12 protein-coding genes are annotated in these 13,943 nt (G+C 71.6%); 7 read left to right on the top strand and 5 right to left on the bottom strand.

The features are described from left to right. Positions 1 to 2: 2 nt before the first annotated feature. Positions 3 to 536, top strand: coding sequence for a hypothetical protein (locus AC1DE0_RS00710; RefSeq protein WP_478096080.1), 534 nt, complete (start codon positions 3 to 5; stop codon positions 534 to 536). Here the strand turns inward: AC1DE0_RS00710 and AC1DE0_RS00715 are convergent. The 3 genes from AC1DE0_RS00715 to AC1DE0_RS00725 all read right to left on the bottom strand — a co-directional run bounded on the left by AC1DE0_RS00715 (position 529) and on the right by AC1DE0_RS00725 (position 3,374). Then, positions 529 to 1,587: an ABC transporter substrate-binding protein gene (locus AC1DE0_RS00715; RefSeq protein ID WP_478096081.1), complete on the bottom strand. Its 1,059-nt coding sequence runs from the start codon at positions 1,585 to 1,587 to the stop codon at positions 529 to 531. The genes AC1DE0_RS00710 and AC1DE0_RS00715 overlap by 8 nt on opposite strands. A 72-nt stretch (positions 1,588 to 1,659) precedes the next feature. Then, positions 1,660 to 2,568 carry an ABC transporter permease gene (locus tag AC1DE0_RS00720; protein ID WP_478096082.1) on the bottom strand — a complete coding sequence of 303 codons (909 nt, stop codon included), beginning with the start codon at positions 2,566 to 2,568 and terminating at the stop codon, positions 1,660 to 1,662. After that, positions 2,565 to 3,374, bottom strand: coding sequence for an ABC transporter ATP-binding protein (locus tag AC1DE0_RS00725; RefSeq protein WP_442289915.1), 810 nt, complete (start codon positions 3,372 to 3,374; stop codon positions 2,565 to 2,567). Before AC1DE0_RS00725 ends, AC1DE0_RS00720 begins: the two co-directional genes overlap by 4 nt. Before the next feature lie 174 nt (positions 3,375 to 3,548). On the opposite strand from AC1DE0_RS00725, the gene AC1DE0_RS00730 reads away from it, so the two are divergent. Continuing rightward, on the top strand, positions 3,549 to 5,156 hold the full coding sequence (locus AC1DE0_RS00730; RefSeq protein WP_478096083.1) for an ATP-binding protein: 1,608 nt from the start codon (positions 3,549 to 3,551) through the stop codon (positions 5,154 to 5,156). Further along, complete coding sequence (locus AC1DE0_RS00735) at positions 5,153 to 5,842, top strand: response regulator (protein ID WP_478096084.1); 690 nt, start codon at positions 5,153 to 5,155, stop codon at positions 5,840 to 5,842. Before AC1DE0_RS00730 ends, AC1DE0_RS00735 begins: the two co-directional genes overlap by 4 nt. Before the next feature lie 46 nt (positions 5,843 to 5,888). On the opposite strand, the gene AC1DE0_RS00740 is transcribed toward AC1DE0_RS00735, so the two are convergent. Next, positions 5,889 to 8,267 (bottom strand): heavy metal translocating P-type ATPase, encoded by a 2,379-nt coding sequence (locus AC1DE0_RS00740; protein ID WP_478096085.1) that lies wholly within the window; start codon positions 8,265 to 8,267, stop codon positions 5,889 to 5,891. A 311-nt stretch (positions 8,268 to 8,578) separates the two neighbouring features. Between AC1DE0_RS00740 and AC1DE0_RS00745 the strand changes: the two genes are divergently transcribed. The 3 genes from AC1DE0_RS00745 to AC1DE0_RS00755 all read left to right on the top strand — a co-directional run bounded on the left by AC1DE0_RS00745 (position 8,579) and on the right by AC1DE0_RS00755 (position 11,323). Beyond that, on the top strand, positions 8,579 to 9,817 hold the full coding sequence (locus AC1DE0_RS00745) for a glycoside hydrolase family 32 protein (protein ID WP_478096086.1): 1,239 nt from the start codon (positions 8,579 to 8,581) through the stop codon (positions 9,815 to 9,817). 157 nt (positions 9,818 to 9,974) lie between these two features. Continuing rightward, on the top strand, positions 9,975 to 10,979 hold the full coding sequence (locus tag AC1DE0_RS00750; RefSeq protein ID WP_478096087.1) for an SDR family oxidoreductase: 1,005 nt from the start codon (positions 9,975 to 9,977) through the stop codon (positions 10,977 to 10,979). Then, positions 10,976 to 11,323 (top strand): hypothetical protein, encoded by a 348-nt coding sequence (locus AC1DE0_RS00755; RefSeq protein WP_478096088.1) that lies wholly within the window; start codon positions 10,976 to 10,978, stop codon positions 11,321 to 11,323. Before AC1DE0_RS00750 ends, AC1DE0_RS00755 begins: the two co-directional genes overlap by 4 nt. A gap of 156 nt (positions 11,324 to 11,479) precedes the next feature. On the opposite strand, the gene AC1DE0_RS00760 is transcribed toward AC1DE0_RS00755, so the two are convergent. Beyond that, complete coding sequence (locus tag AC1DE0_RS00760) at positions 11,480 to 12,703, bottom strand: PucR family transcriptional regulator (RefSeq protein ID WP_478096089.1); 1,224 nt, start codon at positions 12,701 to 12,703, stop codon at positions 11,480 to 11,482. An 86-nt stretch (positions 12,704 to 12,789) separates the two neighbouring features. On the opposite strand from AC1DE0_RS00760, the gene AC1DE0_RS00765 reads away from it, so the two are divergent. After that, positions 12,790 to 13,920 carry a ferredoxin reductase gene (locus AC1DE0_RS00765; protein WP_478096090.1) on the top strand — a complete coding sequence of 377 codons (1,131 nt, stop codon included), beginning with the start codon at positions 12,790 to 12,792 and terminating at the stop codon, positions 13,918 to 13,920. Positions 13,921 to 13,943: the final 23 nt, after the last annotated feature.

Genomic DNA, 13,943 nt, shown 5'->3' on the forward strand with positions numbered 1-13,943 from the left:
CTGTGAAGGCCGCTCTGCTCCCTCTCCTGACACCGCTGGGCCCCTTCGCGCTGCTGGCGATCATGGCGGTGGCCTTCGCCGAGACGGGGCTGCTCGCCGGCTTCCTCCTGCCGGCCGACACGCTCGTGGTGACCGCCGACGTCCTCGTTCCCGCGGGTGCCCTCCAGGCTCCCGTCTGGATGTCACTCGCAGCCGTGACCGCCGCCGCCGTGGCCGGCGTCGCAGGCATGAACCGTCGTCGGTTTCTGGCCCACAACGTTGTCGGCGCCGCGACCCGGGCCGACGTCATGTTCGGCGGCGGCTACGTGTTCGCCGCCATCCCGGCGGTGGCCGACCACCTCGACGTGGCACTGCTCCTGATGGTCGTGGTCTCGACCCTGCCCGGTGCGGCGTCGTTTGCTGCGGGCCCGGAGCGCCAGACGCTCGCCAGTCACCCACGCGTCGGAGGCCCTCACCCCGCAGACGGGGTGAGGGCCTCTGACGAACCCCACGGTTGCCGTGCGCGGGCGTGGCCCGCCCAGGCACTGATCAGGTGAGCGGCGTTGCCGCCTGGACGAACTCGTTCGTGTACGTCTTGGCCAGGTCGATCGACTTGCCCTTGACCTTCGGGTTGAACTCACCGAGCACTGCGAGGCAGGTCTGCGGCCCGTCGGCCGGCATGAGGCCGGTCGCGTTGAAGATGCCCTTCTCGCTGTCGAGGGCTGCGACGTAGGCGGCCTTGCCGACGCCCTTGTAGTAGTCGGCCGGCATCTTGTCGGCGATGTCGGCGCCGCTGTGCTGCTGGATCCACGTCAGCGTCGCGACGTACGCGTTGACGAGCTTCTGCACCGTCGCCTTGTTGCCGTTCACCCAGTCGGTCGGCATGTAGAGCGACGTGGCCGGGTAGGTGCCGCCGAGCGCAGCCTTCGAGCCGGCCGCCGTGCGCATGTCGAGGAGGATGAACGCCGTGCCGTCCGACAGGGCCTTGCTGACGGTCGGCTCGGTCGTCATGCCGCAGGCGATGGTCTTCTGCTTCATCGCGGCGATGAAGGTCTGCCCTGCGCCGACGCCGCGGCGGGTCTCCTGCGTCGGGTCGACCCCGCTCTTCTTGCTGAGGTACTGCGTCAGGAAGTCGGTCGAGGAGCCGGTGTCGGTGATGCCGAGCGACTGGCCCTTGAAGTCGGCCGGGCTCTTGATCGTGCCCTTGAGGTCGCTGCGGCACAGCTCGACCTCGCCGGGGATCTGCAGCATCGACACGACCGCCTCGGACGACTTGCCCTGGGCCTGGAGGGCGATGTTGTGGTCGTAGAAGCCGCCCACACCCTGCACCTGCCCGGCGAGCATGTTCTGCGTCGCGTCGCCTCCGGCGGGCTCGTCGACGAGGTTGACGTTGACGCCGGCCTTGGCGTAGTAGCCGAGCTGCTTGGCGAGCATGAACGGCAGGTAGATCTGCTTGCTCATGCCGCCGACCATGATGGTGACCGTCGGGGCGTTGGCGTCCACCGAGCCGGCAGCTCCGGTGGCGCCGGAGGCGTTGTTGGCGCAGGCCGCCATCGTGGACATCGCGAGCAGGGCAGCGCCCAGTGCGCCGATTCGCTTGGTGTTCAAGGAACTCTCCTTTGAGTCATGGGTGGTTCTGGGGTTCGTTGTGGTTGGCGGGCGTGGTGCGGGCGGCGGGAGCTACTCGTGCGCGCCTCCGTGGGTCTGCGGGGGCCGCCAGCGCAGGAGGCGACGTTCGAGGAGCGTGATGAGCCCTTCTGCGGTGAGCGCGATGGTGGCGACGAGGACCATCCCGGCGAGGACGCCGTTCATGTCGAAGTTGTTCTGCGAGGAGCGGATCAGCAGGCCGAGTCCCTCGTTGGCGCCGAGGATCTCGCCGACGAGCGCGCCGATGAGGGCGAAGCCGAAGCTGATGTGCAGGCTGGCGAGGATCCACGTGAAGGCCGAGGGGAGCACGACGTCGCGGGTGACCCGCCAGCGTGAGGCCCCCAGGAGCCGGGCGTTGGCGACGAGGTTGCGGTCGACCTCGCGGCTGCCCTGGAAGGCGTTGAAGAAGACGCCGAAGAAGACGAGGACGACGGCGAGGATGACCTTCGACTGGATGCCGAACCCGAACGCGACCGTGAAGATCGAGCCCAGGATGATGCGGGGGATCGAGTTGGCCGCCTTGAGGAACGGGGCGAAGATCTCCGACAGGATCTGGATGCGGCCCAGCGCGATGCCGAAGACGACGCCGAGCACGGCGCCGATGATGAAGCCGAGCACGGCCTCCTCGAGCGTGACGAGGATCTGCGTGCCGAGCGAGCCCTGCGGGGTGCCGATCGTGAACCAGTCGACGAGGGTGCTCCACACGCCGGTCGGCTCGCCCCAGAAGAACGGGTCGACGATGGTGGCGTGCACGCACAGCTGCCAGGCAGCGACGAGGACGACGACGATGCCGAGGCGCACACCGGCCAGGCGCAGACGCCGGTTGCGGGCTCGGGCCTGCGGCGACGTCGAGCGTGCCGGGGCGTCCGCCGGCGGGACGGGACGGACCTCGGTGGCCTGAGCGGTCAGGGACCCGTCCTGGCGGATCGCGGCGTCGTTCACGAGGCCACCTCCGTCAGGCGGGTCGTGCGCGCGTACGCCTCCTCGACCTCGGCGCGAAGCGCCTCCCAGATCTGGCCGTAGAGACGCGTGAACCGCGGATCCAGCCGGATCTCCTGCACGACGCGCGGCCGGGGCAGGTCGATCTCGAACTCGGCCTTGACGGTGCCCGGGCCCGCGGTGATGACGACGACCTTGTCGGCGAGGGCGATGGCCTCCTCGAGGTCGTGCGTGACGAAGACGACGGCCGGACGCGTCTGGTCCCACAGCTGCAGCAGCTCGGTCGACATGATGGCGCGGGTCTGCACGTCGAGCGCGCTGAACGGCTCGTCCATGAGGAGGATCCGCGGCTGGTTGACGAGGGTCTGGGCGAGGGCGACGCGCTTGCGCATGCCTCCGGACAGCTGGTGCGGGTAGCGGTCCTCGAAGCCGGCCAGGCCGACGCGGCGCAGCCAGTCGCGCGCCAGGCCGGTGGCCTCCGCGCGGGACTGCCCGCGGTAGAGGGGCCCCGCCGCGACGTTGTCGAGGACGGTGCGCCACGGGAAGACGGCGTCCTGCTGGAAGACGAAGCCGGTGCTCGTGTCGATGCCCTGGACTGGCTTCCCGTGGACCACGGCCTCGCCACGGGTGGGACGCTCCAGCCCGGACACAAGCGTCAGGGTGGTGGACTTCCCGCAGCCGGTGGGACCGACGACGGCGCAGAACTGGCCCTCTTCGACGGTGAGGCTGAGGTTCTCGATGGCGGTGTACGTGCCGCCCCCGCTGGTGGGGAAGGTCTTGGTGACGTTGCGTAGCTCGATGGCTGCCATGGACCGAAACCCTTTCTCTTCGTTGAGTTGCGTCACCGTAAGAGCGGGCGGGACCGGCGCTGAAGTCTTGTGCGCCTTGATCGTGATACTCGCGTTGTCCGTGGTTTTGTGCGTTCTGCTCAGTCATGCTGGACGGAGCAACGACGGTGTGAGGAGAGGTGCGTGAGGAGGGGTATGCCGAGGTTCGGCCGGACGCTGGCGTCCCGCATCCTCTTCGCCGTCCTCGGCATCGTCGTCGTGACGATGGCCGTCGGGTTCGGGTTCTACATCCGACTCACCGGGCAGGCGGCAGACGCCCAGGCCACCGAGCAGGCGACCACCGTGGCGGTCACGGTCGGCCGCATGCCGGAGGTCGCGGCAGCGTTGCGCGACGGGGACCCGCAGCACGAGCTCGCCCAGCTCGCCGAGCGCATCCGCGCCGCGACCCAGGCGTCGTACGTCGTCATCATCGACCGCGACGGCCTGCGCTACTCACACCCCAACCCGTCGCTGGTCGGACAGCGAGTCGAGGAGCCCGTCGTGGCGCTCGACGGTCACGTGCACACCGGCATCGACGAGGGCAGCCTGGGCCGTTCGGCGAACTCGCGGGCGCCGGTCCTCGACGCGTCCGGCCGACCGGTCGGTGAGGTGTCGGTCGGCATCCTCGAGTCGGAGGTCGGCGTGAGGGTGTCCGCCGAGGTGGCCGACATCGCGCTCTACAGCCTTCTCGCCCTCGGCCTCGGCGTGCTCGCCTCGCTCCTGCTCGCCCGGGCCATCAAGCGGGTGACCTTCGGCGTGGAGCCGGCCGAGATCGTCGCTCTCGTGCAGGAGCGCGAGGCCATGTTGCACGGTATCCGCGAGGGGGTCCTCGGCGTCGACGCGGACGGGGCGATCAACGTGCTGAACAGCGAGGCGCGCCGGCTCCTCGGCCTCGAGACCGCACGGCTCGGACAGGCGGTGGAGGACGTCCTGCCGCCGGGTCACCTGCGTCGCGTCGTGACCGGGGAGGCCGACGGCACCGACCTCGTCGCGGTCACCGACGAGCACTTGCTCGTGCTCAACCGGATGCCGGTCGTCGTCGGCGGCCGCGACGCGGGCTGGGTCGTGACGATCCGCGACCGCACCGAGCTGGAGGGACTACTGCGGCAGCTGGACTCCGTCGAGGGTCTGACCACGGCCCTACGCGCCCAGGAGCACGAGTTCTCCAACCGGCTGCACGTGCTCGCGGTGCTGCTCGAGATGGGTGAGGTCGAGGAGGCGACGCAGTACAGCCAGCAGCTCTGGCAGGAGACCTCGCTCGTGAGCGAGGAGATCCGCTCGCGCATCGCTGCACCCGTCGTCGTGGCCCTCCTGCTGGCCAAGACCACGGTGGCGGCCGAGCGCGACGTCATGGTCCGCCTCGACCCGCAGAGTCGTGTCGAGGCGGTCGACGTGGAGGGCCTGCCCGTCACGACCGTGCTGGGCAACCTCATCGACAACGCGGTCGATGCCGTCGCCGACGACGCGCGTACGGCAGGGCGCCATCCCCGTGGCGAGGTCACGGTGACCCTCTGCGTCCGCGAGGGTGCCCTGCACCTGACCGTCGTCGACTCCGGGCCCGGCATCCCCGCCGACCGGATCGACGACGTCTTCGTCGACGGCTACTCGACCAAGAGCCCCCGCGGCGTGATGCGTCGCGGCGTCGGGCTTGCTCTCGTGCACCGGCTCGTCACCCGGTCGGGTGGCACCATCTCTGCGTCGTCACCGGGCGGTGCTCGTTTCGACGTGTCACTGCCGATCCGGGTCCGGGAGGGAGCCGCATGATCGACGTCCTCGTCGTCGACGACGACTACCACGTGGCTCACGCGCACGCCCTCGCGATCACGAGAGTCGAGGGCTTCCGGGTCGTCGGCGAGGCGCACAGCGGGGCCGAGGCCGAGCGGCTCGTCGGTGAGGCAGCACCCGACCTCCTGCTGCTCGACATGTACCTGCCCGACTACACCGGCCTCGACCTCGTGCGCAGGCTCACGGCCACCAGCCGCGCCGTTCCGGACTTCCTGCTCGTCACCGCTGCCCGCGACCTGGACTCGGTCCGCACCTCCATGCAGCTCGGCGCCTTCTACTACCTCGTCAAGCCGTTCACCTTCGCGGCCCTGCGCGAGCAGCTGGAGGCCTATCGCGCGTGGACCGAGCGGCTCCAACGAGCACCCGTTGGCCAGCGTGACGTCGACCAGGAGGTCGTCGACTCGCTGTACAGCCTGAGGAGCACCCCCTCCCGCACGGCCGCCACGGTCCGCGGGCTGCAGCCGACGATGGCCCGCGTCCTCGAGATCGTGACGGCGGCGCCGAAGTCCATCGGCGCCGCTGAGGTGGCCGAGCTCCTCGGCGCCAGCCGCCCGACGGCCCAGCGCTATCTCGCCACCCTGGTCAGGAAGCAGCTCATCGACCTCGACCTGTCCTACGGCTCCACCGGCCGGCCCGAGCACCGCTACCTGCCTCGTCGCCGGTGACCCGCCCGCGCCCGCCGACTGATGGCAGGCGCCTCTCACCCTTCCGCTACAGCCGTCGGCTCCGCAGCCGCAGGGCGTTGCCGATGACGCTGACGGATGACAGCGCCATGGCTGCCGCGGCGATCATCGGTGAGAGCAGCAGGCCGAACAGCGGGTACAGCACGCCGGCCGCAAGGGGTATGCCGGCGGCGTTGTAGACGAAGGCGAACACGAGGTTCTGGCGGATGTTCGACATGGTCGCCCTGGAGAGTGCGCGGGAGCGGACGATGCCGGTGAGGTCACCCTTGAGCAGGGTGACGCCGGCGCTCTCGATGGCGACGTTGGTGCCGGTGCTCATCGCGATGCCCACGTCTGCCGCGGTGAGGGCGGGGGCGTCGTTGACGCCGTCCCCGGCCATGGCCACCACCCGGCCCTCGGCGCGCAGCGCCTTGACGACCTCGCTCTTGTGCGCGGGGAGCACCTCGGCCTCGACGCGGTCGATGCCGAGGGTGCGGGCGACGGCCTGGGCCGTGACCGTGTTGTCGCCGGTGAGCATGACGACCTCGATCCCGTCGTCGCGTAGGGCCTTCAGCGCAGCGGGAGTCGTCTCCTTGACCGGGTCGGCGATGGCGAGCACGCCCGCGACGCGACCATCGACCGCGACGTAGACGGCGCTGGCCCCGTCGGCGCGCAGCCGGTCGGCTTCGAGGTCGAGGCGGGCGGTGTCCACGCCCTCGCCGACGAGGAACGGCCTGCTGCCCACCAGCACCCGGTGTTCGTCGACCGTGCCGGTGACGCCCTTGCCGCTGGGGGCGTCGAAGTCCGTGACGTCAGGAACGACCAGGCTGGCGTCGGTCGCGGCGCCCACGACCGCCAGGCCGAGCGGGTGCTCGCTGGCGCGCTCGACGGCGGCCGCCAGCCGGAGGACCTCCTGCTCGGCGACCCCGTCAGCGGCGCTGACGTGCGTGACGGAGGGGCGGCCCTGCGTGAGGGTGCCGGTCTTGTCGACGACAAGGGTGTTGACCTTCTCCATGAGCTCCAGCGCCTCGGCGTTCTTGATGAGGACGCCGAGCGAGGCGCCGCGCCCGACGCCGACCATGATCGAGACCGGCGTGGCGAGGCCGAGCGCGCACGGGCAGGCGATGATGAGGACGCTCACGGCGACGACGAGGGCGTGCGCGAGGCGCGGGTCCGGGCCGACGGCGGCCCACACGGCGAACGCAGCAACAGCGACCGCGATGACGGCCGGCACGAACAGGGCCGACACCCGGTCGGCGAGCCGCTGGATGGGCGCGCGTGACCGTTGCGCCTCGGCGACCATCTGCACGATGCGGGCGAGCATGGTGTCCCGTCCGACCTTGTCGGCCCGGATGACCAGCGATCCGGTCCGGTTGACGGTGCCTCCGATGACGGTGTCGCCTGCGGCCTTGGTGACCGGCATGGACTCGCCCGTGACCATGGCTTCGTCGACCGTGGACCTGCCGTCGCGCACGGACCCGTCGACCGGAACCGACTCTCCGGGGCGGACGCGCAACAGGTCGCCGAGCTGCACCTCGTCGAGGGGGACCTCGAACTCCGAGCCGTCGGGCTCGATGCGCCGGGCCGTCGTGGGCGTGAGGTCGAGCAGCGCGCGGATCGCGCCGGTCGTGCTCTCCCGGGCGCGCAGCTCGAGGACCTGTCCGAGCAGCACGAGCGCGGTGATGATGGCGGCGGCCTCGAAGTAGACGGCGACCGCACCGTCCATCCGGAACGCCTCAGGGAAGACACCCGGCGCGACGGTCGCGACCACGCTGAACAGCCACGCCACCCCGGTGCCCATGGCGATGAGGGTGAACATGTTGAGCTTCAGCGTGCGCACGGAGGTCCAGCCGCGCTGGAAGAACGGCCAGCCAGCCCACAGCACGATCGGCGTGGCCAGGACGAGCTGGGCCCAGTTGGCTGCCGTCGCGGAGATCGCGTCCTCCAGGGCTGGGACGAGCTCGCGGCCCATGGAGAGCACGAGCACGGGGATGCTGAGGACGACCGCGACGGCGAACCGGCGTGTCATGTCGGCCAGCTCCGGGTTGGGCCCGCTGCTGGCGGTCACGGTGACGGGCTCGAGCGCCATGCCGCAGATCGGGCACGAGCCGGGGCCGGGCCTGCGGATCTCCGGGTGCATCGGGCACGTCCACTCGACCTCGTCGCCGGGGGAAGGGGTCGCGTGGACGCGGTCGTCGCCGGCGGCCCGGGGGTCGTGCCCCGCACGGGTGTTGCCCTCCGAGCGAGTCAGGAACTCAACGGGATTCGCTGCGAAGGCGGAACGGCACCCCGCGGAGCAGAAGTGGAAGGTGTGCCCGTCCAGCTCGTGGTGGTGCTGGCTCGAGGCGGGGTCGACCTCCATCCCGCAGACGGGGTCGCGCACCAGCGAGCGTGTGGTGGCGGTCGAGAGGTGACGGTGGTGGTCCATCACTCCAAGATACCCCTATGGGGTATCTCGTCAAGAGGCGTTGGTCAGGCGCCGGTCCGTCGGGACGCGCCTCTGCGCACCCCGGCCGCGTCGCCGCACCAGGGTCGGGCCGGCCGCGGGTCGGGGCCTCGTGCGGCCTCGTTTCGTGCCCAGGGCTCTCTGCGTGCCGACCTGGGCTGCGTGCGAGCGGACAACGGATGGGTGTCGGTGGATGCCACGGGAGCGACGAGCGTCCCTCGCGATCGACATCCGGCGCGCGGCGCTCCAGGCTTGACCCGCAGGTTGAAGATCGTCTCGGCGAAGGGATGACGATGAGGCCCGAGTTCCACTTCACGCCCCAGTCCGGGTGGATCAACGACCCGCACGGCATCACCGCGAGGGACGGCGGCTATCACTCGTTCTTCCAGTACGTGCCGGGCAGCCCGGCGTGGGCGCCCGGCTGCCACTGGGGTCACGCCACCGGTCCCGACCTGCTGTCGCTCACCGAGCTGCCTGTGGCGATCGCACCCGGTGAGGGGGACGACGGCATCTGGACCGGCGCGCTGGTCACCGAACCGGACGGAGGCGCGCGCATCTTCTACACGGCCACGACGGCACCCGACTTCTCGATCGGTCGCGTCCGCGTCGCGACGCCGACCGACTCCGACTGGGTCTCGTGGCGCAAGGGCGACGTCGTCGTCGACGCCCCGCCGGGACTCGACCTTTCGGCGTACCGCGACCCGTTCGTCGTGCGCGACCCCGACGCGTGGCGCATGTTCGTCGGTGCCGGCACGACGGACGGCACGGCGATGGCGCTGAGCTACCGGTCCGACGACCTGGACGCGTGGACCTACGAGGGCGTCGCCATGGAGCGGTCCACCGACGAGGTCGACCCACTGTGGGTCGGCACCCTGTGGGAGTGCCCGCAGGTCATCGAGGTCGACGGTGCCCACGCGATGGTCTTCTCGGTGTGGGCCGACGACGTGCTGCACCATGCGGCATACGCCCTCGGGATGTATGCGGCAGGGCACCTCGCTGCCGAGACGTGGGGCCGTCTCACGCACGGCCCGAGCTACTACGCGCCCTCGTCCTTCCGCGACGATGCTGGACGGACCTGCCTGCTCTTCTGGATGCGTGGGGTCCAGGACCTCGACGCAGGGTGGGTCGGCGCGCACAGCGTGCCCTACGTGATCGGCGCCGACGGTGACCGTCTCGTCGCGACTCCGCACCCTGACCTGGAGCGGTACCGGTCACCCGCCGTCCCGGCCGGCCTCGTCAGGGGCCTGGCCGCCGACGTCGAGTGGTCGCCCCGGGGCGACGCAACGCTGGACGTCACAAATGGAGACGATGCGCTCCTCGAGATCCGGGTCGGGCACGGGCTGCTCGAGGCGCAGGCCGCGGGAACGTCCTGGCAGATGCCGTTCGACGGCGGCGACGTGCGCGTGATCCTGGACGCGCAGACGGTCGAGATCTCCAGTCGATGCGGCCTGCTCGGTCTCGTGGCCGAGCCACGGGGCAAGTTCCTGCACGTCGTGGCCGACCACGTGACGGTGCATCCCCTCGCTCGCTGACCCATCGCACCACGTCGCCTTCCGAGGCGATCGTGACGCCATCGCGAGGGTAGTGGTCGAAACGGGGTAGGGGGGCCCTGTCGCCGTTCACCGCCCCTCGGGTGCCTCAGCGCGCCTGCCCCGCGAGGCGGCACACGCAAGGCGCCGAGGAGGACACATGGCACAGGTCGTCGCCGTCACCGGGGCGAGCGGGGGCATCGGCCGGGCCGTCGCCCGCGAGTTCGCCCGACACGGAAGCGACGTCGCGCTGCTCGCGCGGGGTGAGACAGGCCTGGAGGCAGCCGCCGCCGAGGTGCGCGCCGAGGGCCGTCGAGCCCTGGTCGTGCCTGTCGACGTCTCCGACGCAGCTGCGATCGAGACGGCCGTCGAGCGCATCGAATCCGAGCTCGGTCCCGTCGACGTGTGGGTCAACGACGCCTTCACGTCCGTCTTCGCCCGGTTCGAAGACATCGCGCCTGAGGAGTACCGCCGCGTCACCGAGGTGAGCTACCTCGGCTACGTCTACGCGACCCGGGCGGTCCTGAGCCGTATGCGGCAGCGTGACGCGGGCACCATCGTGCAGGTCGGTTCGGCGCTCGCCTACCGCGGCATCCCACTGCAGACGGCCTACTGTGGCGCCAAGCACGCCATCCAGGGCTTCCATGAGGCGCTGCGGGTCGAGCTGCTGCACGAGCACAGCAACGTGCACGTCACGATGGTGCAGATGCCGGCGCTCAACACGCCGCAGTTCTCCTGGGTGCTCTCGCGCCTGCCCCGTCACGCCCAGCCGGTTCCACCGATCTACCAGCCCGAGGTCGCTGCCCGGGCCGTCGTCTTCGCCGCCGAGCACCCGCGCAGGCGCGAGTACTGGGTCGGCGCGACCACCGTCGCCACGCTCATGGCCAACGCCGTCGCTCCCGGGCTGCTCGACCGCTACCTGGCGCGGACCGGCTTCGACGCCCAGCAGACCGATGAGGCCCGGTCCGACGACCAGCCGGTGAACCTCTGGGAGCCGGCCGACGGTGCGGACGGCCGTGACTTCGGCGCCCACGGGGTGTTCGGCGGCCGCTCGAAGCCCACGAGCCGCCAGCAGTGGCTGGCACACCGCTACCCGCAGCTGGCCGGGGCCGCCGGAGTCGCGGTGGCCGGGGTCGCCCTCGCGGCCGTGAGGCGCCGGCGGTGAAGCGAAACTCGCGGGCGCGGTTCGTAGGAACCATCGGGATCGCTTGGGGCGCAGTGCTCTTCGCCTTCCCGGAGGAGGTCTGGCAGCGCGTCGCAGGCCGCGGCTGCAGCCAGGACGAGCAGCTCGTCACGCAGGTCCTCGGGCTGCGTCACCTGGCGCAGGGTCTGGCCGAGGTCGTGGCCCCGGTGGCCGTGCGCCGTCCGGCCGCCGCCGTCGACGCCGCCCACGCCCTCTCGATGCTCGCCCTCGCGGTGTGGCGGCCGGACTACGCACCACCCGCCCTGGCGTCCGCGGCTGTCGCCCTCGCAGGCGCGGCCCTGTCCAGCGGAGGACGAGGCGGGTGACGAGCGTTTCGCACGAGCCGGGTTGGGCGGAGATGAGCCGATGGGCTGTAAGGGCTGTCAGGCAGGCCTGGACCTACGCCGAGGAGTGACCCGTAGCCCGTCGAAGGCGTCATCGTGGGCTGACCGGACGTCGGTCGCGCGGCCGAGCAGGGCGAGTCACTGGGTCGGGGAGAGGGCGAGCACGAGCTCACGCACCACCGCTGGGTCGGCCAGACGGTCGCCGTAGAGCTCGCGGAGCTGCCCCATCCGGTAGCGCACGGTCTGCGGGTGCACGTGCAGGGCGGCGGCCACCTCCTCGCGGCGGCCCTGGTGCAGCAGCCACGACAGCAAGGTCTCGGCGAGCCGCTCCCGCGTGCCGGGGGACAGGTCGGCGAGTGGGGCCAGGGCGTGGTCGCGCAGGTCGGCCAGCGCCTCGGCGTCGGCTGTCAGCACGAGGTCGGCGAGGTGCTGCTCGCTGTCCACCGCAGCCCCGGTGCGTGACGGCCGCGCCAGCGCCGCGGTGCGCAGGGCGCGGTCGTAGGAGGACCGCGCCTCCGCCCAGGGGCGCGGTGGCCCGACGACGGCGTGGCGCCCCCGCAGCTGCCGCAGCAGGTGCCGACGCCCCGTGCCGTCCGCGTCGGGGACGAGCAGCAGGGTGAGCGGGTGGTCGGGGTCGGCGTCCTCGATGCCCTGCAGGTCCTCGCCGACCTGGAGGGTGTCCGTGTGGAGGGAGGCGATGGCGCGGCGGGCCTCGGCGGCCGGCAGCAGCACCGCGGTCAGGGACGCCGGCGGGGTCCACTCGGCGCGGGCAGCGGCCGCGGCCAGGACGTCAGCACCAGCACGGGCGAGCAGCTGCTGACCGAGCCGCTCGCGGTAGCGGTCTCGCACCCGGCCACTGGTCGTCAGCTCGTCGGTGTGCCCGGCGACGCTGGCAGCCGACAGCTCGTCGATGTAGGCGAAGAGCAGCTCGGCGAACTTCGCCATCGTCACTGCCGTGAGCCCCGCCCCGGCCGCGGCGGCGGCCAGCTCGCGCCACGCCACCCGCGCCCCGACTCGGTATGCCGCGAGCAGGCTGTCCATCGACCGTCCACCCCGCGCCTCGCCGCGCCCCAGGGCGTACGCGCCCTCGCGGGTGGGGCCCAGCGGCGTGCTCGCGTCGACGTCTCGGCCCCCGCCCGCGAGCTTGAGGAAGCCGGCGATGGCCATCTGCACGGCGCGCTCGATGGTGTCGCCCGCCACCCCACCGAGTGCCCCGCGGTAGTCGGGGACCTCGTCGACCACTGCCGCGACCGTGGTCGCAGCGATGGCGGGGAGGCGCTCACGCAGCTGGCGGAGCACGGCATGGTCGAGCTGGAGGTCTGCTGCGCCTCGAGCGGTCGCTCGTGCAGGCTCTGACGCCATCAACTGTTCCCCCCGAACAAGAGTTCCCGCATTCTTCACGCCGTGCGGTCAGGATCTTACCCTTGCCTGCCAGTCATGCTGGAGACATGAGCCTGCTAGCACCCTCGACCCGAGCCGCCCGACCGTCGCTGCGCCGACGGATCGTCGCCCTGGCCGAGCGCGCGACGTCGCCCCTCCTGCCGGCGGACTACCTCGACCTCTTCGACCCGCTGCGCCCCGGTGCCGACCTGCGCGGCCGCATCGTCGAGGTCAGCCCCGAGACCGTCGACGCGGCCACCATCGTCATCCGCCCGGGCGCCGACTGGGCCGGCCACGTGCCGGGGCAGTACGTGCGCATCGGCGTCGACGTCGACGGCGTACGCCAGTGGCGGGCCTACTCCCTCACCCACGGCCCGCGCGCCGACGGCAACATCTCCATCACCGTCAAGGCCGTGCCCGACGGCCTGGTCAGCAACCACCTCGTGCGCGAGTCGCGACCGGGCACGCTCGTGCACCTCGAGCAGGCGCAGGGCGAGTTCGTGCTTCCCACCGGTGGGGGCAAGTTCCTCTTCGTCACGGCCGGCTCCGGCGTCACGCCGGTCATCGGCATGTTGCGCAACCTCTTTCCCGTCGCCGAGGAGGGCGTCGTACGCCTGCCCCGCGCGGCGGCATACGACATCGTCGTCGTGCACGTGGCGCCGAGCGAGCCGCACTCGATCTTCATCGACAACCTCCGGGCCCTCGACGAGGCAGGCCTGATCCGCCTCGTCGCCCGCTACGACGATGAGCACGGCGTGCTCGACGTCGACGACCTCGACATCCTCGTGCCCGACCTGCACGAGCGGACGACCCTCGCCTGCGGCCCGGGCGGGCTCCTCGACGCCCTCCAGCGACACCACGACCAGCGCGGGCTGGGCCTGCTCACCGAGCAGTTCCGGGCGACAACGCTCGTCGTCGGCGAGGGCGGCACCGTCGGCTTCACCGGCTCCGGCATGACGGTCGACGCCGACGGCGCGACCCCCATCCTCGACGCCGCCGAGGCCGCCGGCGTGCTCATGCCGTCCGGGTGCCGCATGGGCATCTGCTTCGGCTGCGTGCTGCCGCTGCGCGAGGGCGCCGTGCGCGACCTGCGCACCGGCGAGGTCACGCGGGCGACGCCGGGCGAGACCGAGGGCCAGGGCGTCCCGATCCAGACGTGCATCTCCGCAGCCGCCGGCGCCTGCGTCATCGACCACTGACCACTGAGACAGACCCCAAGAGG

Source organism: Terrabacter sp. 05T424 (genome assembly GCF_056396225.1).

Coding starts and splice junctions, on each gene's coding strand:
- AC1DE0_RS00750 (WP_478096087.1), top strand. CDS start 9,975: ATGGCACAGGTCGTCGCCGTCACCGGGGCGAGCGGGGGCATCGGCCGG.
- AC1DE0_RS00735 (WP_478096084.1), top strand. CDS start 5,153: ATGATCGACGTCCTCGTCGTCGACGACGACTACCACGTGGCTCACGCG.
- AC1DE0_RS00740 (WP_478096085.1), bottom strand. CDS start 8,267: ATGGACCACCACCGTCACCTCTCGACCGCCACCACACGCTCGCTGGTG.
- AC1DE0_RS00730 (WP_478096083.1), top strand. CDS start 3,549: ATGCCGAGGTTCGGCCGGACGCTGGCGTCCCGCATCCTCTTCGCCGTC.
- AC1DE0_RS00745 (WP_478096086.1), top strand. CDS start 8,579: ATGAGGCCCGAGTTCCACTTCACGCCCCAGTCCGGGTGGATCAACGAC.
- AC1DE0_RS00760 (WP_478096089.1), bottom strand. CDS start 12,703: ATGGCGTCAGAGCCTGCACGAGCGACCGCTCGAGGCGCAGCAGACCTC.
- AC1DE0_RS00765 (WP_478096090.1), top strand. CDS start 12,790: ATGAGCCTGCTAGCACCCTCGACCCGAGCCGCCCGACCGTCGCTGCGC.
- AC1DE0_RS00725 (WP_442289915.1), bottom strand. CDS start 3,374: ATGGCAGCCATCGAGCTACGCAACGTCACCAAGACCTTCCCCACCAGC.